Annotated in this window: 15 protein-coding genes and 1 tRNA gene; 9 read left to right on the forward strand and 7 right to left on the reverse strand. The window is 37.4% G+C overall.

The genetic code is table 11. The features are described from left to right. The first annotated feature begins 447 nt into the window (after positions 1-447). On the forward strand, positions 448-3,795 hold the full coding sequence (locus BMX11_RS21585) for a TonB-dependent receptor (protein ID WP_090888760.1): 3,348 nt from the start codon (positions 448-450) through the stop codon (positions 3,793-3,795). Between the two features lie 234 nt (positions 3,796-4,029). Here BMX11_RS21585 and BMX11_RS21590 read toward each other — a convergent pair whose 3' ends face one another. Continuing rightward, the gene (locus BMX11_RS21590; protein WP_090888763.1) at positions 4,030-4,551 is read right to left on the reverse strand and encodes an RNA polymerase sigma factor; all 522 of its coding nucleotides are present in this window, start codon (positions 4,549-4,551) and stop codon (positions 4,030-4,032) included. 364 nt (positions 4,552-4,915) lie between these two features. On the opposite strand from BMX11_RS21590, the gene BMX11_RS24445 reads away from it, so the two are divergent. Continuing rightward, on the forward strand, positions 4,916-5,086 hold the full coding sequence (locus BMX11_RS24445) for a hypothetical protein (protein WP_175474639.1): 171 nt from the start codon (positions 4,916-4,918) through the stop codon (positions 5,084-5,086). An 8-nt stretch (positions 5,087-5,094) separates the two neighbouring features. Beyond that, positions 5,095-5,604: a hypothetical protein gene (locus BMX11_RS21595; protein WP_139180250.1), complete on the forward strand. Its 510-nt coding sequence runs from the start codon at positions 5,095-5,097 to the stop codon at positions 5,602-5,604. Positions 5,605-6,003: 399 nt separating this feature from the next. Here BMX11_RS21595 and BMX11_RS21600 read toward each other — a convergent pair whose 3' ends face one another. From BMX11_RS21600 to BMX11_RS21620, 4 genes are all read right to left on the reverse strand, one after another. Continuing rightward, positions 6,004-6,450 carry a DUF1810 domain-containing protein gene (locus tag BMX11_RS21600; RefSeq protein WP_090888769.1) on the reverse strand — a complete coding sequence of 149 codons (447 nt, stop codon included), beginning with the start codon at positions 6,448-6,450 and terminating at the stop codon, positions 6,004-6,006. A gap of 81 nt (positions 6,451-6,531) precedes the next feature. Next, positions 6,532-7,191 carry an acetyltransferase gene (locus tag BMX11_RS21605; RefSeq protein WP_090888773.1) on the reverse strand — a complete coding sequence of 220 codons (660 nt, stop codon included), beginning with the start codon at positions 7,189-7,191 and terminating at the stop codon, positions 6,532-6,534. A 228-nt stretch (positions 7,192-7,419) separates the two neighbouring features. Then, positions 7,420-8,601 carry an AIR synthase related protein gene (locus BMX11_RS21610; protein WP_090888775.1) on the reverse strand — a complete coding sequence of 394 codons (1,182 nt, stop codon included), beginning with the start codon at positions 8,599-8,601 and terminating at the stop codon, positions 7,420-7,422. Between the two features lie 623 nt (positions 8,602-9,224). Then, the gene (locus tag BMX11_RS21620; RefSeq protein ID WP_090888781.1) at positions 9,225-11,399 is read right to left on the reverse strand and encodes a glutamine synthetase III family protein; all 2,175 of its coding nucleotides are present in this window, start codon (positions 11,397-11,399) and stop codon (positions 9,225-9,227) included. Positions 11,400-11,602: 203 nt separating this feature from the next. Here BMX11_RS21620 and BMX11_RS21625 point away from each other — a divergent pair, with 203 nt between their 5' ends. Further along, on the forward strand, positions 11,603-12,445 hold the full coding sequence (locus tag BMX11_RS21625; RefSeq protein ID WP_090888784.1) for an energy transducer TonB: 843 nt from the start codon (positions 11,603-11,605) through the stop codon (positions 12,443-12,445). 835 nt (positions 12,446-13,280) lie between these two features. Here BMX11_RS21625 and purL read toward each other — a convergent pair. Beyond that, positions 13,281-16,991: a phosphoribosylformylglycinamidine synthase gene (gene purL / locus BMX11_RS21630; RefSeq protein ID WP_262502426.1), complete on the reverse strand. Its 3,711-nt coding sequence runs from the start codon at positions 16,989-16,991 to the stop codon at positions 13,281-13,283. 190 nt (positions 16,992-17,181) lie between these two features. Here purL and gloA2 point away from each other — a divergent pair, with 190 nt between their 5' ends. From gloA2 to fbp, 4 genes are all read left to right on the forward strand, one after another. Then, entirely contained in the window at positions 17,182-17,565 is a 384-nt protein-coding gene (gene gloA2 / locus BMX11_RS21635) for an SMU1112c/YaeR family gloxylase I-like metalloprotein (protein ID WP_090888789.1), read from the forward strand. Between the two features lie 879 nt (positions 17,566-18,444). Next, positions 18,445-19,146 carry a tRNA1(Val) (adenine(37)-N6)-methyltransferase gene (locus BMX11_RS21640; protein WP_090888801.1) on the forward strand — a complete coding sequence of 234 codons (702 nt, stop codon included), beginning with the start codon at positions 18,445-18,447 and terminating at the stop codon, positions 19,144-19,146. Between the two features lie 168 nt (positions 19,147-19,314). After that, positions 19,315-19,806, forward strand: a complete 492-nt coding sequence (locus BMX11_RS21645; protein WP_090888792.1) for a metallophosphoesterase family protein — start codon at positions 19,315-19,317, stop codon at positions 19,804-19,806. Positions 19,807-19,825: 19 nt separating this feature from the next. After that, complete coding sequence (gene fbp / locus BMX11_RS21650; protein WP_090888795.1) at positions 19,826-20,905, forward strand: class 1 fructose-bisphosphatase; 1,080 nt, start codon at positions 19,826-19,828, stop codon at positions 20,903-20,905. A gap of 3 nt (positions 20,906-20,908) precedes the next feature. Here the strand turns inward: fbp and rnhA are convergent, their stop codons facing one another. Beyond that, on the reverse strand, positions 20,909-21,379 hold the full coding sequence (gene rnhA / locus BMX11_RS21655; protein WP_090888798.1) for a ribonuclease HI: 471 nt from the start codon (positions 21,377-21,379) through the stop codon (positions 20,909-20,911). Positions 21,380-21,554: 175 nt separating this feature from the next. Between rnhA and BMX11_RS21660 the strand changes: the two genes are divergently transcribed. Continuing rightward, a tRNA-His gene (locus BMX11_RS21660) sits at positions 21,555-21,630 on the forward strand. Positions 21,631-21,952: the final 322 nt, after the last annotated feature.

Genomic DNA, 21,952 nt, shown 5'->3' on the forward strand with positions numbered 1-21,952 from the left:
AACTAAAAAAAAAATGTTAATTCAGTTAGATAATCTAAACTATACTGATTTATTCCACCAAAATTTACAAATCATAAGTATTTAACTTAAAAAAAAGCTTATTTCAGGAGTAGAACAAATCATATTTTTTATAAAATACCGCAGGGTGTATCTTTTGCTGTTGCAAAAAGCCAAAAACAAATTTAATTTTTACACTATAAATCGTCATCAATGTTTATATCTGATTTTATGACATTTAAATGAATCATTTACTAATGAATTGTAAGATTAATAAGAGAACGCCTGTCTTTTTTATTAAAATAGTATTTTTTTACTCAGATGATTGCCTAATTCAAATCGATGTAGGCAAGTTGTTGGTAAAGTGTGGGTTATCACATTAACCTAAAGGTGTTAAATGTGGAAAAGTTTTACTCGGCTTAACAGTAATTTAATATTGGATGTTAAAATGTGTTAAATTTTTATGGGTACATTTGCAGCGATAAAATCACTAGATTATTATTCAACAACAAAAAAACAATTAAAAAACAAAGTATGAAGAAATCTTTACTTTTAAGATTATTTCTTGTTATTGTAGCTTTAGTAGGTATTACTGCGGGTGTTAATGCGCAGGTAACTACTTCGTCTATGACAGGAACAATTAAGGACGGAAAAGGCGTATTGCCTGGCGCTAGTGTTAAGGCTACGCACACCCCATCGGGTAGTGTTTACACCGCCTCGGCTAACAATGACGGTCGTTTTACGATTGCTAATGCTCGTGTAGGTGGCCCTTATACAGTTGAAATTTCATTTGTGGGATACTCTCCTGAAAAGATCAATGATGTTTACTTGAAATTAGGAGACGCTACTGTATTAAACATCGTTCTTAACGATAATTCTCAGCTATTAAGTGATGTTGTAATTAAAGGAACTGCATCAGCTAGTAAATCAAAAACAGGTTTAGCAACGGCTATTTCTCGTAAGCAAATCGAAGAACTACCTGCCATTTCTCGTAGTGTAACTGATTTGACGAGATTAACTCCGCAATCAAGTTCTGCCGGAAACGGGTTTTCTTTTGCAGGAAGAAATGCATTGTTTAACTCATTGACTTTAGACGGAGCACAATTAAATAATGTGTTCGGTTTGTCTTCTTTACCTGGTGGACAGACAGGAGCGCAACCATTTACACTTGATGCATTAGACGAGTTGCAGATTAACCTCGCACCTTATGATGTAAAACAAAGTGGATTTACTGGTGCAGGTGTAAATGCGGTTACTAAATCTGGAACAAACAAGTACTCAGGCTCAATTTATACCTATTATAAAAACCAAAATCTTCAAGGTTATGAAGTAGGGGATACTAAATTGACAAAAGGTCCTGGTGATGCTTTTGCAAATAAACAATTTGGTTTCAGATTAGGTGGTCCAATCGTTAAGAATAAATTATTTTTCTTTGTAAACGGAGAGATCAGCAGAAGAGTTGCTCCCGCAACTACTTTACAAGTTGATAGGGGTGGCCCAAAAAATGCTAGTACCTCAAGAGTAACCTACGCTGATATGTTAACAGTTAAAGATCTGGTACAATCTAGATTTGGTTATGATGCAGGTGAAATTGATGGCTACAGTAATCAAACCGAAGCTAACAATATCACCGCTAGATTAGATTGGAATATTAATGATCAGCATAGATTAACGGTAAGATATAACTACTTAAACTCTTTTGATGATAAGGCGCCGAGTGGTTCTGGTTCTCGTAATGGTAGAGGGCCAAGTACACAATCGATGATTTTCTCAAACTTAAGATATAAGCAGTACAATAATTTAAATTCAATCACTGCAGAATTAAACTCCAGATTTGGAAATAGATTCGCAAATAACTTGCAGTTAGTTTATTCTGCTTTCCGTGATTATAGACAACAAAGCGGAGGAGCATTTCCACTTGTAGATATTGAGGATGGAAGCGGAAATAATTATATTTCATTAGGTGCTGAGCCATTTAGTGGTCTAAACAGACTAAACCAAGATATTTATACTTTAAATGAAAATTTTAATATTTTTGCCGGTAATCATACCATTACTTTGGGTGGTACATTGGGATACCAAAAGTTCGCTAATGCTTTCGCTCAGTTTTACAGTGGTCAGTTTAGATATAGAAGCTTATCTGATTTTATCGCTGCTGCTAACGGCAATACTTCAATCGTTCCATTACAGTATCAGTTAACTTATTCTGCTGATGCTTCAAATCCTTCACCTTATGCTATTTTCAGTCAAATGCCAGTAGCATTTTATGCACAGGACGAATGGTATGTAAAACCTAATTTTAAATTGTCATACGGCTTAAGACTTGACTTGCCAATTTATACAGCAGACATTCCATCTAATCCAAAAGTAACCGCGGCTACCTTTAGAGATGGTGAAAAACTAGATGTTGGTCAGTTACCGAAAACTCAGATTTTGTTCTCTCCTAGATTTGGATTTAACTGGGATGTGATGAGTGACTCTAAATTAATCATTCGTGGAGGTTCTGGAATTTTTACAGGTGCTTCAACAGGTGTGTGGTTAACCAATCAAGCAGGTAATACTGGGTTAATGTTTGGATCTGATTTGTTAACTAATCCAACAAATCGTCCATTCAATCCTAACCCTTCAGCTTATATTCCTTCTAACGTAAATATTCCTTCAACGTTTGCAATCAACCTAACTGCTCCAAACTTCAAGCTACCTCAAGTATGGAGATCTAGTTTAGCTTTTGATTATAAATTGCCAGGAGGAATTTTAGCTACAATTGAAGGTATGTATACCAAATCAATTAACGAGATCTATCACAGAAATGCTAACCTTGTTAATCCAGCTGGAAATTATTCAGGTAGTGGAGATACAAGACCTTATTTCCCAGGTGTAACAGCATCAGCTAATGCAAGTGCAGCTCCTAACAGAGTGAATTCATTTTTGACTAATGCAATTGTTTTAGATAACACGAATCAAGGTTATGCTTACAATGTAACTGCTCAATTGCAAAAGAAATTTGGAACATTTGCTGATGTAATGGTAGCCTATACTAGAAGTGATGCAAGAGATATAACATCTAATCCAGGTTCTCAAGCTAATTCGGCATATTCAGGAAATCCAATTGTTGGTGATCCAAATGTTCCAACTTTAGCTTACAGCAGCTTTGTTGTTAAAAATCGTATTATCGCATCAGTTAACTTTAACTTCAAGATAATTCCTCATTCAACAACATCTTTAGGTTTTATATATGAAGGTGCTCCTTATGGTGATACTTTCGGAAACACCAGATTCTCTTATCAAGCAGGTGATGTAAATGGTGATGGTAATTCAAATGACTTGATGTATGTACCGAAAGATATCAATGATATTCAATTACAAGCTATTACAGGATCAAATGCAGAATCTGTTGCTTCGCAATGGGCAAGATTGGATCAGTATATTAATCAGGATAAGTACTTAAGTACAATTAGAGGTCAATATAGTGAGAGAAACGGTGCTGAATACCCTTGGGCAAACCGTGTAGATGTTAGAATTATGCAAGAAATTCGTACATTATTCGGTAAGGAAAATGGTAACAGGTTCCAGTTGAGTATGGATATCATCAACTTTGGCAATTTAATCAACAAAGATTGGGGATTAACTAAAATTCCTAACCTTACCACCCCTGTGGTATTCCAAGGAAGAGATGCTGCTACAGGCAGACCAAAGTATACTGTTAATCAAAATTTAACAAATAGTACTTTTAGAGATAATACAAACTTTGCTTCAAGATATCAAATCCAAATTGGTGCAAGATATCTATTCAATTAACTTGTTAATCAGTTAAATATAATACTAAAAATAGGGAGCTCATTTGAGCTCCCTATTTTTGTATAGTCAAACTTAAAATAACAGCTTTAAGTTTTGTGACTAGATATGTAGCCGAATATCCGGTTCTTAATATGGTTAAGGTTATATGCTTATGTTTTTTACCATATAAGCCACATAAGAATATTATAGCTAAGCTATAGCTATTGGTTAAAAACGATATTAATCTGTCTTCGATTAAAATACCTCAGCGTATTGAGTATACGTTTTAAGATATTTTTTTAGCATTTCCCTGGCTACGTGAATCCTGGTTTTAACAGTGCCTAAAGGTATTTGAAGCTTATCTGCAATTTCATGGTATTTGTAGCCCTCAAAGTAGTTTATAAAGGGAATACTGTATACTTCAGGTACATGAGCCAGTGCCTTTTGGATATCGTCGATGACCAGTTTACTCAGGCAAGTATTTCGCTCAGCACTGTACATCAGGTTACTGGAAGATATGTTTTCTTCCTGAGATACCAATGTCTTTTCTTTTGCGGCTTTTCTATAGTTATTAATGAAAGTGTTTTTCATAATTACAAATAGCCAACCTTTAAAATTAGTTCCCTCCTTAAAATTTTTATAGAAACGAATAGCTTTGAGCATGGTGTCCTGCACAAGGTCATTTGCATCTTCAATGTCTTTAGTAAAATTTAAAGCATGTGCTCTTAGCGACAGGGAATGGTTGTTAACCAGTTGGTTAAATTCAAGCTGTGTCATAATATTTTAGTTAGGATGATGTGTACTAGAACGCACAATCACTATACCAATTTAGTAGACATTAATCGCAGATAGTTTCCGGAATTGGTTCATTTTCAGTACTAAAAATGTATACAGTACAGTATTTTGACAGATAAAAAGATATGTCATTTTTTGATTTAGGGTATTTATACGGAAAAGCTGATAAATATCCCGTCAGCTGTTGAACCCATTTGTATACAAACTTAAGAATGAGACACAAAATAGGATACATGTGTTGCTCAATGGTTAAAATATCAATCCATAAAGATTATATTAGTTTACTGTATTTAAAAGAAACCTTTTCTCTACGTTGATGTTGTTCAGTTAATTGGGGGGATGTGTAATGGTCAATAAAACAGTCAAAAAAGCAAAAAAAGGTAATCAAGCTACTGCTAAAAAATCAATTACTGAGCGAGAGCTACGTACTGATGAACCGCTTTGCGAAAAAGATCAGGTGAAGCAAGCAGAAGAAGCATTAAGGAGGCGAATTGAAAAAGGTAACCAAAATAATTAACTATGCTCATGAAGAAAATGAAACTAGGTTTGGTAAGTATCATGCTTATTTTATTTTATTCCTGCAAGTCAGATCGATTACAAACTTACGAGATTGAAGATGCCACATTTGTGTCGATGGTGATTTCTGAACTTGCTTTCCAGGAAAATTTAAATCAGAGATTAGCGCTTACCGATGACCCAGCCTTGGTGCAGTGGAGTAAAAAACGCAAAGAGAACATACAAAATTATATTAATGAACTGAAATTGAAAACCAATTTAGCTGGTCTTTCTTTGTCAGGAGTAGCATTAACCGTCCAACAATTTGAATTAATGAATCAGCTTTCTGAATTGAAGGGATTAGCACTCAAATCATTTCTCCTTAAGCAGTTGGTAAATAGTGATCAGGAAATGATCGGTTTACATGTAAAGGCAATAGGGGCGCGAGGTTTAAAGAATGCTGATTTTCGTGAATGGGCCGATTCAAAGATCAGCTTTTGGCAGTCGCACCTCAATGAAAGCCAGGTTATTAAGCTTTAAAATTGATGGTTAATTGCAGATAATGTACTGCTAGAATCAGATGTTTTAAGTTATTAAATTCGGAATGTCAGCGTTAGGTAAAATTTAATTTCTCATTTAAACACTAAAGTACACAAATATCCCGTTTGTATATGTACATTACATATTATTGGTTAATAACTACTGGCCGTACTCAGGTAAGGCATAACATAGAAAGTAATCATTAGAATGGTTACTTTTTTCATTTTTTAGCACTATGGATAACAACAGAATTGAATTGATTTTAGGAATTGCCTTTTGTTTGGCAGGTTTTTTCGTGTTTTATTTAATTTTCAGGGCCGACAATCAAAAGGATGGAGAACGAAGATGAGTTGATTAATTGCTTAGTTACTAAAAACGAATTAAATTCTGATGAACGGATCATTTTTCGGGATTGTTTTCCAATTCATCTAAAATCCGAAGAGTTTTGAGGTCTTTGCTGCCATTGAAGTATTTTTGAAGCAAAGCTAAAAAAACCGGATCGCTATTGGGAAGTATAGAAAATAAAGTCATACAAGATTTGAGTTTTAAATCGTCGGGACTTCCAAAAATATATTCAACATCTTTTCCCTGAAGATTGAGTAGCGCAGTGGAAATTTCGATTAATCTACTCCCTAATACACGATGTGCTAAATAGTCTTCTGCTTCTTCCTCATTTTGAATGGCGTAGTAGTTTGCAGTTTCACTAAGCGCCAAACCCTTAATCTGCGGAAAAATATACCACATCCAATGGCCTTTCTTTTGGCCAGCCTGTATTTCAGTTAAAGCGATTGCATATTGATTTTTTTGAGCTTCGATAAATCGATCTAATTGGTTATTCTTTTTCATTAAAACAGCCGTTAAATTGCTAATGAATCTAGAACACCAGCTAAGTGGCTAATGTTTGATCTATTTAATCAAACATTTTCTCTAACGAAATATATTGGTGATCATGGGAATTAGATCCTTCTTAATCTTTGCGGGAACTCCTGCTATCATTACATCTGCAGGAACATCTTTTGTTACGCAGGCTCCAGCGGCTATATAAGCGCCCCTCGCCACGGTAATGTTAGGAATAATCGTTGCACCAGAACCAATGAAGACATTCTCGCCAATTCTGACATTCCCCGCCAGGGTAACCCCAGGGGAAATTGTAGCGTAGTTTTCAATTACACAATCATGGCTTACGGAGCAGTTGGCATTGATAATACAATGGTTGGCAATGCTTACATTCGTATTGATTACACAGTTTGGTGCAATGCAATTGCCTGTTCCGATGGTTATTGATGGACTGATATAATTATGGGGGTGAATGACATTAATAAACTGATAACCTTTCTGTTCAAGAAGTTCAATAAATGGCTTTCTTTTCAGGTCACTGAAACCAGAAATAATTTTAATATCATTTGATGGAGAAACCTGGGTTAGAAAATCTTCAATGAACAGGGTTTGCTGCTCAAATCTGGAATGGTTATTTTGATCTTCCACATTAACAATATATCCTTCAATAGAAAAGTTGGGTGTAGCTCCTATATACTCTGACAATTCAGTTGCATGGTTTCCGGCACCAAGAATATATACCTTTGTCATAGGATAGAAAAATTATATTAATGATATAAATTAGACCTTAAAATGCTAAAACGAAAGCTGTGCCGATAGATAGCCAAATTGTATAAGTAAATAGACTGCTATTCTGCTAAAAGGTTTAATGAGAACGCATTATCAATTTAAACAAAATTTACCATAATTTATTGTTGACAACAAAAAAAAAGCCCTCGTCGATTGATCGGCGAGGGCTGGTACGATTTGTAATTTTATTTAATTGTAGACAAAAGTTCCTTTTTCACTTTCAATGGTTACCTGCTTTTGATCAGCCTTTTCTACACGACCAATAATCTGAGCATCTATATTAAAGCTCTTCGAAATTTCTATAATGGCCTGTGCAATATTTTCCGGCACGTATAACTCCATTCTATGGCCCATATTAAACACTTTGTACATTTCCTTCCAATCTGTACCAGATTGTTCCTGAATGAGTTTAAATAGCGGCGGAATAGGGAAGAGGTTATTCTTAATGACGTGAATATCATCGTTAACAAAATGCAATACTTTTGTTTGCGCTCCACCACTGCAATGTACAATGCCGTTAATTTGGCTGCGGTATTGAGCTAATATTTTCTTAATTACAGGGGCATAGGTACGAGTTGGAGAAAGCACCAGCTTTCCAGCGGTAATTTTGCCAAATCCTTCTACTTCAATTTCATCTGTTAGTTTGGTGTGACCAGAGAAAACCAGATCGAAAGGAACTGCAGGGTCGAAGCTTTCCGGATAGGCATTGGCAACAGATTTATCAAATACATCATGACGGGCAGAAGTTAATCCATTAGATCCCATACCACCGTTGTATTCCGATTCGTAAGATGCTTGTCCGAAAGAAGCTAAACCTACAACTACATCTCCAGGTTTAATATTATCGTTGCTAATAATATCAGTTCTTTTTAAGCGGCAAGTTACTGTAGAATCTACAATGATGGTTCTTACTAAATCACCTACATCAGCAGTTTCTCCACCAGTAGAATAAATAGAGATGCCTTGCTCACGTAAATCAGCTAAGATCTGTTCGGTGCCGTTAATGATATCAGCAATAACTTCTCCAGGGATCAGGTTTTTATTACGTCCTATTGTTGAAGATAAAAGAATCTGATCTGTGGCACCCACGCAGATCAAATCATCAATATTCATGATGATCGCATCCTGAGCAATACCCTTCCATACTGAACTGTCGCCAGTTTCTTTCCAATAAACATAAGCCAGGGAAGATTTCGTTCCTGCACCATCGGCATGCATAATATTGCAATATGTTTCATCACCACCTAAAATATCAGGAATAATTTTGCAAAAGGCTTTAGGGAAAATTCCTTTGTCGATGTTTTTGATGGCATTGTGCACATCTTCTTTAGAGGCCGAAACGCCACGTTGATTGTACCTGTTATCACTCATGTTGGCGCAAAGATAGGGTTTTATAGGGAAAGTAGGAAGTGTTAGTCTATGGTCTTGAGGGTGAAAAATCGTCTGCTCGGGAGCTGAAATTTCTTTATCTACAACTGATGTAGAGGGCTCTTGAATACATCTCATCCGTAATCGTCCTGCTGAATTTTGCAGGATCATTAAATAAATCCCATCCGTAATCGTCTTGCTGAATTCATTTCTGCATCTTTAGTAAGATCCTGGGGTAAATTTACTTCGTAGCTCTCCGCTTCGCTCCGGGACAGGGTGACGGGATTTAGAAATGGATTTTTGAGTAGATCTCCTCGAGAATCGTCCTGCTGAATTTTGAGGGGGTCATTGATAAATCCCATCCGTGATCGTCTTGCTGAATTTATTTCAGCACCTTTAGTAAGATCCTGGGATAAATTCAGGTATTGTAGGGTGATTGAATGTCCTTCGACAGGCTCAGGAAGACAGTGGAGGGGGGATTGAATGATAGAATGATTGAATGACTGGGTGATTGAATGATAGAATGACTGGATGATAGAATTATTGAATGATTAAAGGGGGATGGCATAAAAAAAGGGCGTAAAGTAAAACCTTACGCCCTAATTATTTTCGCCTGATGGCTTATCTTATTTCAAGAATAATAATTCTCTGAATTTTGGTAAAGGCCAAACGCTATCGTCAACGATTTGCTCTAATTTATCAGCATGGTAACGGATAGTGTCGAAGTAAGACTTAACCTTCTCATCGTAAGCAATTGCTTTCTCACGAGTGTCTTCGATTTTGTTTGTTACTTTACGTTCTTCTAACATCGCATCGATATTCGTTTTAACGATATCTAAATGCTCAGATAGTTTTTTAACGATTTCTAAAGATGATTTACTGTCGATACCAAGTTCTTTTAATCCTTTAACGTTCTGGATTAAAGCATTTTGATAAGAAATAGCCGCAGGAATAATTGCTGTATTGGCTACTTCACCCATAACACGAGCTTCGATCTGTAATTTTTTGTAGAAGTTCTCTAACATGATCTCATGACGTGCATGGATTTCACGTTTGCTGTAGATGTTAGTAGCAGCGAATAACTCAGCTGATTTTTCAGTTAAATAAGCATCAAGGGCTTTAGGAGTTGTTTTGATGTTAGATAAACCACGTGTTGCAGCTTCATCTTCCCACTCCTGGCTATAACCATTACCTTCGAAACGGACAGCTTTAGATTCTTTGATGTATTTTTTGATCACTGTTAATAAAGCGATATCTTTTTTATCACCTTTTTTGATCAATTTATCAACTTCAGCTTTGAATTTAGTCAATTGCTCAGCAACAATTGCATTCAAGATAGTCATTGGAGCAGAAGAGTTAGCAGAAGAACCTACTGCTCTTAATTCGAATTTGTTACCAGTGAAAGCAAAAGGAGATGTACGGTTACGATCGGTGTTATCCAATAAAATCTGAGGGATTTTAGGGATACCTAACCATAAAGCATTATCTTCTTTAATTTTTTTGCTGATACGTGAGTGCTCAATCTCATCTAATACTTCGTTTAACTGTTGTCCTAAGAAGATAGAGATAATTGCAGGAGGAGCCTCGTTTGCACCTAAACGGTGATCGTTGCTTACTGATGCAATACTTGCACGTAATAAATCTGCATGCTCGCTAACCGCTTTGATTGTATTTACAAAGAAAGTTAAGAACATTAAGTTGTTTTTAGGCGTTTTGCCTGGTGCTAATAAGTTTTTACCAGTATCAGTGATGATTGACCAGTTGTTGTGCTTACCAGAACCGTTGATGCCTGCATATGGTTTCTCGTGTAATAAAACGCGGAAGTTATGACGACGGGCAACTTTTTCCATTAAATCCATCAACAATTGGTTGTGGTCAATAGCTAAGTTGATTTCTTCATAAATTGGTGCACACTCAAATTGAGAAGGTGCAACCTCATTGTGACGCGTTTTTAAAGGAATACCTAATTTTAAAGCTTCGTTTTCGAAATCTACCATGTACGTAAATACGCGCTCAGGAATAGATCCGAAATAGTGATCTTCTAATTGTTGACCTTTAGCAGACATGTGTCCGAATAAAGCACGGCCAGTTAATGCTAAATCTGGGCGAGCATTGAATAAAGATTCGTCTACTAAGAAATATTCTTGTTCGATACCTAAAGAAGCGTTTACTTTAGTGATGCCTTTGTCGAAATATTGACAAACATCAGTAGCCGCTTTGTCTAAAGCAGCAAGTGCTTTTAATAAAGGTGCTTTGTAATCTAAAGCTTCACCTGTGTAAGATACAAATACTGTTGGGATACAAAGTGTTTTACCAGCTTTGCTTTCCATGATGAATGCTGGAGAAGAAGGATCCCAAGCCGTGTAACCACGTGCTTCGAAAGTATTACGAATACCACCGTTAGGGAAACTTGAAGCATCCGGTTCTTGTTGTACCAATGCACTTCCAGCAAATTTTTCGATTGGTCCTTCAGAACTAGGTTCGAAAAAAGCATCGTGTTTTTCTGCTGTAGTACCAGTTAATGGTTGGAACCAGTGAGTATAATGTGTTGCTCCAGCGCTCATTGCCCAAGCTTTCATAGCCGTTGCAATTTGATTAGCGTCATCAGAATTGATTAACTCACCTTGGTTGATAGACGAGATTAATTTTTCGTACACGTCCTTAGATAAGAAATCTCTCATTTTTCTCTTATCAAATACATTAGCGCCAAAAAAGTCAGATATTTTTGCCGATGGTGCTTTTACCTCTGGTGAAATTCTGTTTTGAGCCTCTTTTAATGCGATGGTTCTTAAGCTTTTCATTAATTTATAAAGTTTTTTGTCAAAAATAGCATATTTTATTAATTTTTGTAAAACAAATCCGTTTTTTCTATCAATTTTATTGAAAATGAAATAAAAAAATGTTTTTCATGTGCCAAATTTCATTTTTTGCAAAGAATTGAGATTTTTTTAAAGTTTTATGGAATTGGCGTTTTTGCGGCATCATCGTTAAAAACTCTGAAACTATGTTCAATTCATCAATCAATGTGTACAAAACCGAGTGGCTCGATCTTGTATTTGCAGACCGCAACAAAAATTATGGCGCTTATGAGTTAAGATCTAAATCTTCGCGTATTATGACGCGTTCGCTTTTAATAACCGGGAGCTTATTTGTATTGCTCTGCTTCTCTCCATTAATATATAGTAAGATTTTTCCGAAGGAAGTTATTATTGAAGACCACGTGATAACAGAAATTACCACGCCAGACCAAATTCATGATCTGAAGAAAAATGAACCAGAGGAGAAAAAAGAACCCGCAAAAGCTGATCCGGTAAAAGTGAAAACGGTTAAGATGGTTGCTAATATTGTTGTGGTTGATAAAGAAGAAGTGGAGGCTCCACCAACGATAGCTGATATTAAGGATGCTGTTGTGAGTAATAAAACTCAGGAGGGGGAGATTAAGCCCGATTTGGTTTTAAATAATGCTAACACTGCCGGAGACGGAAATGGTTTAGGAAAAGATGCGGATACAGGTGGCGATGGTAATGTGATATTGGATCCCTCAGGAGTAGACGTATATCCGGAATTTGAAGGTGGTATGAAAGCCTGGGCCAAATATATTCAACGTAATTTAAGATATCCAAGCATGGCACAGGAAAATGATGTATCGGGTAAAGTCTTTTTAAGTTTTGTAGTGGAGAAAGATGGATCGATAACCGACGTAAAGGTGTTAAAGGGAATTGGTTATGGCTGTGATGAAGAGGCTGTTAAAGTAATTAAGAAATCGCCCTTGTGGAAAGCTGGCATGAATAAAGGAATCCCGGTTAGGGTGAGGTATAATATGCCAATCAGCTTTACCATGATGTAGTTGAGAAAGGGGATTTTATGTAAGATGGGGTGGTGGAAGGATGGAAGATGGAGGGATGTAAGATGTAAGATGGGGTGGTGGAAGGATGGAAGATGGAGGGATGTATGATGGAAGATGGGGGATTGATGGATGTAAGATGGAGGGAAGTAAGATGGGGAGCGTTCACATGAGCTTTATCAATCTTTCATAAAATAAAATAATACGTTTTAACGCTTCTCAATTGGAAATGTGGGTTAGGTAAAGGGTTGGGCTTTGGTTCAGCCCTTTTTTGTGCAAAAAAAAAGCCTGAGCATTTACTCAAGCTTGAGGCGTGTGTTAGATGACAGATGAGGTGTATATAATGTATTATATTGGGTTGTATATAATTTTGCTTTAAATTTTCTGAAAAGCAAGGGAAAAATAATATCCTTTGATTCCTGCTTATCGTGGTATAGACAAATATATGAGTAGGGACTATATAAAAGAATACCCTAAAAGAGGTATTTATCAGGGCGTTAGGCTTAGATAAACCCGTTCTACACAATTGGTAATCAGCTGAGCCTTTTCTCTGTTTAATGTAAGATTTAGTTGTAGAAGATGGAATTTTTGGGGAATACGATTCCATTTTACATTAAGCCGTTTTCCATTTGATGTAAGATGGGGTTATGGAAGATGGACTTTGGGAGATTACGATTCCATTTTACATTAAGCCATTTTCCTTTTGATGTAAGATGGAATTATGGAAGATGAAATTTTTGGGGAATATGTTTCCATTTTACATTAAACCGTTTTTCATTTAATGTTATGGAAGATGGACTTTTGGGTATACGATCCATCTTCCATTAAACATGATATTTTATGCTTTTTCTTCAATCCATTTTCTGGCATTGACGAAAGCTTCCATCCAAGGAGAAACTTCATCAGTTCTGCCTTTTGGATAGTTAGCCCAGTGCCATTGAAATAATGAACGCTCGATGTGAGGCATCATTACCAGGTGACGGCCAGACTCATCGCACATCATTGCAGTGTTGTAATCAGAACCATTCGGGCTGGCCGGATAGCTTTCGTAGGCATATTTAGCTACAATTTTATATTGATCTTCTGCGTATGGCAATTGGAATCTGCCTTCACCATGTGATACCCAAACACCTAAAGTACTGCCAGCTAGTGTAGAGAGCATTACCGAGTTGTTCTCTTGTAACGTTAAAGATGTAAAGATACTTTCGTGTTTACCGCTTTTATTGTGGAGCATTTTTGGTTTTTCTGCGTGATTTTTGTTGATTAATCCCAATTCGATAAATAACTGGCAACCATTACAAATACCCACAGAAAGTGTATCAGGGCGTGCAAAGAATTTTTCGAGTGCTACTCTTGCTTTTTCATTGTACATAAATGCACCTGCCCAGCCTTTTGCCGATCCTAAAACATCAGAGTTAGAGAAACCACCTACAGCACCTATAAACTGAATGTCTTCTAAAGTTTCTCTGCCTGTAATTAAGTCGGTCATGTGTACATCTTTTACATCGAAACCAGCTAAATACATTGCATTAGCCAATTCGCGCTCAGAGTTACTGCCTTTTTCGCGGATAATAGCTGCTTTAGGGCGTGGTTTAGTTGCATCGATTACTGGTTTCCTGCCATCAAACTGAGCAGGGAAATTGTATTTTAAAACCTGGTTTTTATAGTTGGCATAACGTTCTTTTGCCAAGCCGTTTCCAGTTTGTCTTTCGTCTAAAAGGTAAGAAGTTTTGAACCAAACATCACGCAGGTGATCTACATCAAAGTTGAAGGAATCATTATTATTTTTAACTTCCAGCTTGGCTGATGAAGTTACTGAACCGATTTTATGGTAAGTTATTCCAGCTTGAGTCAAGGTGCTTTCTACGGCAGCATCTGCCTGGAAAACAATACCAATGTTCTCTGCGAAGAGTAATTTGATGATATCCTGCTCAGCTAATGAAGATAATTCTACTGATGCACCTAAATCGCGATCTGCAAAACACATCTCTAATAAGGTTGTAATTAAACCACCGCTACCAATATCGTGTCCGGCTTGAATCTGACCTGCTTTAATGAGTTGTTGTATGGTATTAAATGCTGTACCAAATTGAGCAGCATCTTTTACATCAGGCGTTTCATTACCGATTTTATTGAGGATTTGTGCGAATGAAGAGCCGCCTAATTTATAGCTATCGTTTGAAAGATTAATGTAATAAATGGCACCACCATCTTTTTGAAGAACAGGCTCTACTACCTGGGTGATATCGTTACAGTTACCTGCTGCAGAAATTATTACCGTTCCTGGTGCAATTACATCGCCAGTTGCATATTTCTGTTTCATGGAAAGCGAATCTTTTCCGGTAGGGATATTGATTCCTAATTCAATTGCAAAATCTGAGCAAGCTTTAACCGCTTCGTACAAACGCGCATCTTCGCCTTCGTTTTTGCAAGCCCACATCCAGTTGGCAGAAAGCGAAGTGCTTTTTAAACCATCTTTAAGTGGTGCCCAAACTAAGTTGGAAAGTGATTCGGCAATTGCATTGCGGCTACCTGCTGCAGGATCAATTAATGCGGTTAAAGGTGAATGGCCGATAGATGTAGCAATACCTTCCTTGCCTTTAAAATCTAAAGCCATCACTCCACAGTTATTTAAAGGTAACTGAAGAGGGCCGGCGCATTGTTGTTTGGCAACACGTCCACCTACACATCTATCTACTTTGTTTGTTAACCAATCTTTCGCTGCAACAGCTTCTAATTGAAGTACTTGCTCTAAGTAGGTGTTTAACTTTTCTGCGGTATATGTTACAGGCTGGTATTCGCGCGCAATGGTTTTATCGTCCATAACGATTTTCGGAGAGCTTCCGAACATGTCTTTCAGCTCTAAATCCATAGGTTTTAAACCTGTTGTTGCCGACTCGAAAGTAAAACGGTGATCGCCGGTAACCTTACCTACGGTATACATTGGAGAGCGCTCACGGTCGGCAATTTTTTGAAGGGTTTCTAAGTGTTCGTTACCAATCACTAAGCCCATTCTTTCCTGAGATTCGTTACCGATAATTTCTTTAGCAGATAGGGTAGGGTCGCCAACAGGAAGTTTATCTAAATCAATTTTACCGCCTGTTTCTTCTACTAATTCTGACAAACAGTTTAAGTGACCACCAGCCCCGTGATCATGGATGGAAACGATTGGGTTGTTTTCGCTTTCTACTAATCCACGAACAGCGTTGGCTGCTCTTTTTTGCATTTCAGGGTTTGAGCGTTGGATAGCATTAAGTTCAATGCCCGATCCAAATGCACCTGTATCTGCAGATGATACTGCAGCTCCACCCATTCCAATTCTATAATTTTCACCACCTAATACAACGATGTTGTCGCCGGTTGTTGGTTTTTGTTTTTTAGCTTGACTTGCTTTACCGTACCCAATACCTCCGGCAAGCATAATTACTTTATCAAAACCTAATTTGCGCGATTCTTCTTCGTGTTCGAAAGTGAGTACAGATCCTGCAATAAGTGGTTGTCCGAATTTATTTCCAAAATCTGTAGCACCATTTGATGCCTTGATGAGGATATCCATTGGGGTTTGGTATAACCATTTTCTTTCTTCTACTCCTTTTTCCCATAGGCGGTTTTCTTCTAAACGAGAAAGTGCGGTCATGTAAACTGCAGTTCCAGCTAAAGGAAGAGAACCTTGTCCGCCGGCTAACCTATCTCTGATTTCACCTCCAGATCCTGTAGCTGCTCCATTGAACGGCTCTACTGTGGTAGGGAAGTTGTGTGTTTCTGCTTTTAAAGAGATAACAGATTCAAAATCGCTGGTGGTATAAAAATCTGGCTCATCTGCACGTTTTGGTGCAAATTGCTCTACTACTGGGCCTTTAATAAAAGCCACGTTGTCTTTGTAGGCAGAAACAATATCGTTAAGGTTTTCTTCTGATGTTTTACGGATTAATTTGAACAGTGAAGTAGGTTGTTCTACACCATCGATAACAAATTTACCATTAAAGATTTTATGACGGCAGTGTTCTGAATTTACCTGAGAGAACCCAAACACTTCAGAGTCTGTTAACGATCTGCCTAAACGACTGGCTAGTGATACCAGATATTCTACTTCGTCGTCACTTAAAGATAATCCTTCTTGTTTATTGTAAGCAGCAATATCAGTGATTTCTAAAATAGGCTCAGGCTTGATGTTGATGGTATAAATATCCTGGTTTAACAGATCGTATTTTTGTGAAAGCATTGGGTCATAGTCTGAAAAATCTTCAGCTACGGTTTCAAATTCCTCAATCCTGATGATGCCCTGAATATCCATATTTTGGGTAATCTCTACAGCATTGGTACTCCAGGGTGTAATCATGGCTGCTCTTGGGCCAACAAAAAAGCCTTTTAATGCTGTTTCGTTGCTGATTTTGGCGCCGCCAAATAACCACTCAAGTTTAGTAATATCAGTTTGGGAAAGCGTTTTTTCTGTTTGAAGAACAAAAATCGCCTTTGATTGACTAAGGAAGAAATGAATCATGCTTTTTTTTTGAAGCTGCAAATTTAGGGTTTTTAAATGAAAGAAAATATATATTGAGTGAATGAGTGAATTTTGAATGTAGGAATAAAGTAAAATGACTAATGGATGGAATTAAAAATGATTGAATGAATGGATTTTGAAGGAGAGAATATGCAGATTTGTGTTTTGGTTTAATGGTTCATTGGCTAATTGGTCATTCAAAATTTAATCCTTCTGTAATTCAATCATTTTATAACATATGTTCAATCGCATTCATCATATCGCCATAATTTGTTCAGATTACGTACAATCCAAGTCTTTTTATGTAGATAAGTTAGGTTTTACCGTTTTGGCTGAGGTTTATCGCGCAGAGCGGAAATCTTATAAGTTAGATTTAGCTGTTAACGGATTATACCAAATCGAGTTGTTTTCATTCGAGAACCCACCGGCGAGGCCTTCAAGGCCGGAGGCGCAAGGTTTACGGCACCTGGCGTTTGAGGTAGATGATATAGAGCTAGAGATTGAGCGGTTAAAAGCGCATGGGATTGTAACGGAGCCCATTCGAATTGATGAGTTTACAGATAAGCGATTTACATTTTTTAATGATCCTGATGGTTTGCCGCTGGAGTTGTATGAGAAGTAGTGTTGAGGGGGGAATAGGGGGTAGGATGGAAGTTGATGGTTCTTTTTCTCGTGCCTTTTCTAGTTGTAGCGTCTCCAATGCTATTAACTTAAGGAGAAAACTAAAATGTATTGTCAATCCTGAGCCTGTCGAAGGGCAATTCATTTCAGTTTTATCCTTATTAAGAAGGCCTTCGATTACTTGTCCCGATTTCACATTGGGAAGCTCAGACTGACCCCATTTTGCTTAACTTAATAGCATTGGTAGCGTCTCGCTACGACTTAATAGTTTCTTTTTCCTCGCCGCCGGAAGGGCTCGTACCTTTTTATTGGCAAAAAGGTACCCAAAACCGATGCCGATTTGAATCGGCAGAGCTCATGAATACTATTAAAAACAATGTGTACTAATGAATAAACCCAAGGCTTGCATCCTTTCTTGGCTAGGAGCATCCGGATGCTGTTTGCGGTAACATTTGTGTTATAGGTTATTAGTTACGTGTCATGGGTGTGAAAAACTCAGAGTGGCTATGTGCACAGACTTGTAACCGAGAGCTCGCAACGCGTAACCCATTAATGCTCCTATCCGGCGAAATGCTGCTAGGCCGGAGGATCTGCTTAGGTAAGGATAGTTTCTGTGTCAACGGGAGTTAGCATGATGCATAATTTTGTTATGAGGATGAGAACTCAGCGTGACTAGCGTCCAGACCCGTAACCCAAAGCCCGCAACTCGCAACCCAATTTTTTAATGAGCGTTTCTCAGAAATTAAATGCTTTAATCAATGATTTGTGCATTTTTGAAAAAAAAAAGCTGACTTCCTGGGAGTATAAGCCAGGAATTAGTTTGAAGATCTTCTGTCAGTTCAGTAGGATTCTTGAAAAAAATAGGCATCGGTTTATTTATATGAGTATATTTAAGTTTAAGCAATTTGAAGTTGATCAGCAGGGCTGTGCCATGAAGATTAATACGGACGGTGTGCTTCTGGCTGCGAAAGCTAGCCATCCCCATCCTCATAATATATTGGATATTGGTACTGGTACCGGAGTGATTGCGCTAATGCTTGCTCAACGATATCCGCATGCACAGGTTGAAGCCATTGAAATTGATGCCCAAGCTTCTGAAACTGCCGGATATAACTTTCAAAAATCTGCTTTTAAGGATCGTTTAATTGGTCGGCATGTAGCTATACAGGAATATGTAACTTCTAAAAAGTTTGATTTGATTGTTTCTAATCCTCCATTTTTTTTAAATGATTTAAAGAGTGAAGAGCTGAGGAAGGGGATTGCCAGACATGCGGATTTAGATTTTTTCGAGACATTGGTGGCTAAGTCGGCAGGATTATTATCAGAAGATGGACTGCTTTGGCTGATTCTCCCCCCTAAGCAAGCAGATTTAGTTGTTGGTATTTCTGCTTCGGAAAACCTAACGCTGTTGGAGCGAGTTCATATTCATTCTGACGAAAGTAAACCCGAGTTCAGGCAGATTATAGTTCTAGGTAGGGAAGGGAAGGATCGGGTAGAGCATAATTTTTATATTTATGAGTCCTTTCAGGAGTATACTTCCGCTTATAAGCAGCTATTAAAGGATTTCTTTTTAGCTTTTTAGTGCATTTATATCAATGATAATATGGTATAATAGTTTTTAGCTGTTATATGCGTTCTTTTATTGAATTGGGTGTGGATAAAGCCTGTAGATTAAGGTGTAGATTTTGATTGCATCTAATACGGTATCGTCTAAATTATTGTAAAGGAGCAATAAAAATTACTATACAAAATGAAAAAAATTGGATTAATTTCAGATACTCACGGTTTTTTAGATGAAGCTGTTTTTAAGCATTTCGAAAGCGTGGATGAGATTTGGCATGCAGGAGATTTTGGTCCAAATGTGGCAGCGCCTTTGGCCGCGTTTAAACCATTACGTGGCGTTTATGGAAACATAGATGATAAGGAGATCAGAGCAGAGTTTCCTGAACAAAATCGATTTACCTGTGAGAAGGTAGATGTTTGGATGACTCATATTGGTGGATATCCGGGTAGATATTCTAATTTTGTTAAGCCGGAAATTTACACTAAGCCTCCGAAATTATTCATTACCGGACACTCTCATATATTGAAGGTGATGTTCGATGAAAAAATAAAATGTTTGCATATAAACCCCGGTGCAGCCGGAAAACACGGCTGGCACAAAGTGAGAACCCTGATTCGTTTTTGCATTACTGATGAAAATATTCATACCTTAGAGGTTATAGAGTTATCAGGTAGATAATGTAAAAAGTACACTAAGTATGGTTTGTGGCGTAAAAACATTAGGACAATTTATTATTGAAAAACAGGCTGATTTTCCTTATGCCAAAGGAGAATTATCGAGGCTACTGAGAGATATCGGTATAGCCGCAAAAATCGTTAACCGTGAAGTAAACAAAGCAGGGTTAGTTGATATTTTAGGAGATGTTGGAACCACCAATATCCAGGGTGAGGAACAAAAGAAATTAGATGTTTATGCCAATGAACAATTTATTGCGGCACTAACCAGTGGGGGAGAATGTTGTATCGTTGCCACTGAGGAAGAGGACGAGATTATCCATATCGAATCTCCTGTATCTCAAAACGCCAAATATATTGTTTGTATCGATCCCTTGGATGGTTCTTCCAATATTGATGTGAACGTAGCTGTAGGGACTATATTTTCTATTTATCGCAGGAAATCTGTAGAGGGATTGGCAAGTTTGCAGGATGTGCTTCAAAAAGGTACTGAACAGGTGGCTGCGGGGTATGTGATTTATGGTTCTTCAACGATGTTGGTTTACACGACTGGCAAGGGTGTAAACGGATTTACCCTTGATCCATCAATTGGTGAGTTTTGTTTATCTCATCCACAAATGAAAATTCCTGAAACAGGCTACATTTATTCTGTTAATGAGGGTAACTACGTTCATTTTCCGGATGGTGTGAAGAAATACATCAAGTATTGTCAGGTAGAGGATGTTTCAACTAAACGACCTTATACATCACGTTATATTGGTTCTATGGTTGGAGATATTCACCGAAACCTTATTAAGGGAGGAATTTATATATATCCCACTACTTCCAGATCTCCTAATGGTAAATTGAGATTACTTTATGAATGCAATCCGATGGCCTTTATTATTGAGCAGGCTGGTGGAAAAGCCAGTACAGGTTTTGACCGGATTTTAGATATTAATCCTGCCGAACTTCACCAAAGAGTACCTGTTTTTATTGGCTCTAAAAATATGGTAGAGAAAGCCGAAGAAATGATGCTTATCTACACCGAAAAACCACTTTCTGTGGAAGAAAAGGTTGAATCTAAATTGGAAGATTTGGGCGTAGTTGGCGGGATAGACTAGAGATTAAGCACTAGCTCTGCTGCGTTCTACTTCAAATACAGTATCAATGGCCAGGTTTTGCTTGTCTTGCGATGCTGCAACAGCTAAACGGTCGCAACGCTCATTCTCCGGATGGTCGTTGTGACCTTTTATCCAGATAAACTTCACTTTATGGAGTTTATTCAATTCTAAAAACCGCATCCAAAGATCTTTATTCTTTTTGTCTTTAAAATTTTTGGTTTGCCAGCCAAATACCCATTTTTTCTCTACTGCATCTACTACGTATTTAGAATCGGAGTATACGGTAACTTCCTGATTTAAACTTTTTAAAGCCTCTAAACCCTTAATTACGGCAAGCAGCTCCATGCGGTTATTGGTTGTCATCCTGAAACCACCACTCAGTTCTTTATAATGCTTTCCAGCTCTTAATATGGTTCCATATCCGCCTGGGCCTGGATTTCCGCTTGCTGCTCCGTCTGTATAAATCTCAATCATAAACTGAGCAAAGCTAAGTTTTTAGTGTTAAAATACTAGATTTTATGTTTTTTTAATCCGGCACTAAAAATTAAATCCATTGAAAAATAGCGAATTAAATATTTTTTACTCTTGAACATTAAAATTTATTTGCAGGTAATATTAAATCTCGTACCTTTGTGACACCAAAAAATACGGTGGATGTAGCTCAGTCGGTTAGAGCATCGGTTTGTGGTGCCGAGGGTCGTGGGTTCGAGCCCCATCTTCCACCCCGAGTTTTGAAAGCAGTTCTGAAAAGAGCTGCTTTTTTTGTTTCAGGCTATTTATTTCAAAAGTTTTCAAGTAGCAGAGCGTTTAATTCTTAATTTGGATCAAGTCGAATAATGCAATTTCTTATGCGCTATTTTTGGATCAAGCGGAAAAGGGATCAAGCGGAAAAGTTGGGGGAAAAGGAATAATTTGTTTCTTTTGTATCCTATAACAATTGCGCATTCCCTTGAACCAAGCCGAACAAACCCTTATTAGTTTTTTATTGCCAGAAGGCATCTTAGATTATTTCGAACTTACTAAAGCCGATAAAGCGACCAAAGAACT

The organism is Pedobacter rhizosphaerae (assembly GCF_900111155.1).
Taxonomy (GTDB): Bacteria; Bacteroidota; Bacteroidia; order Sphingobacteriales; family Sphingobacteriaceae; genus Pedobacter; species Pedobacter rhizosphaerae.

Bases quoted from the DNA above. Each gene is read 5' to 3' on its own strand.
- BMX11_RS21620 (WP_090888781.1), bottom strand. From the start codon at position 11,399: ATGAAAAGCTTAAGAACCATCGCATTAAAAGAGGCTCAAAACAGAATT.
- gloA2 (WP_090888789.1), top strand. From the start codon at position 17,182: ATGTTCAATCGCATTCATCATATCGCCATAATTTGTTCAGATTACGTA.
- BMX11_RS21640 (WP_090888801.1), top strand. From the start codon at position 18,445: ATGAGTATATTTAAGTTTAAGCAATTTGAAGTTGATCAGCAGGGCTGT.
- BMX11_RS21595 (WP_139180250.1), top strand. From the start codon at position 5,095: ATGAAGAAAATGAAACTAGGTTTGGTAAGTATCATGCTTATTTTATTT.
- BMX11_RS21590 (WP_090888763.1), bottom strand. From the start codon at position 4,551: ATGACACAGCTTGAATTTAACCAACTGGTTAACAACCATTCCCTGTCG.
- BMX11_RS21605 (WP_090888773.1), bottom strand. From the start codon at position 7,191: ATGACAAAGGTATATATTCTTGGTGCCGGAAACCATGCAACTGAATTG.
- BMX11_RS24445 (WP_175474639.1), top strand. From the start codon at position 4,916: ATGGTCAATAAAACAGTCAAAAAAGCAAAAAAAGGTAATCAAGCTACT.
- BMX11_RS21645 (WP_090888792.1), top strand. From the start codon at position 19,315: ATGAAAAAAATTGGATTAATTTCAGATACTCACGGTTTTTTAGATGAA.
- fbp (WP_090888795.1), top strand. From the start codon at position 19,826: ATGGTTTGTGGCGTAAAAACATTAGGACAATTTATTATTGAAAAACAG.
- BMX11_RS21600 (WP_090888769.1), bottom strand. From the start codon at position 6,450: ATGAAAAAGAATAACCAATTAGATCGATTTATCGAAGCTCAAAAAAAT.
- rnhA (WP_090888798.1), bottom strand. From the start codon at position 21,379: ATGATTGAGATTTATACAGACGGAGCAGCAAGCGGAAATCCAGGCCCA.
- BMX11_RS21625 (WP_090888784.1), top strand. From the start codon at position 11,603: ATGTTCAATTCATCAATCAATGTGTACAAAACCGAGTGGCTCGATCTT.
- BMX11_RS21610 (WP_090888775.1), bottom strand. From the start codon at position 8,601: ATGAGTGATAACAGGTACAATCAACGTGGCGTTTCGGCCTCTAAAGAA.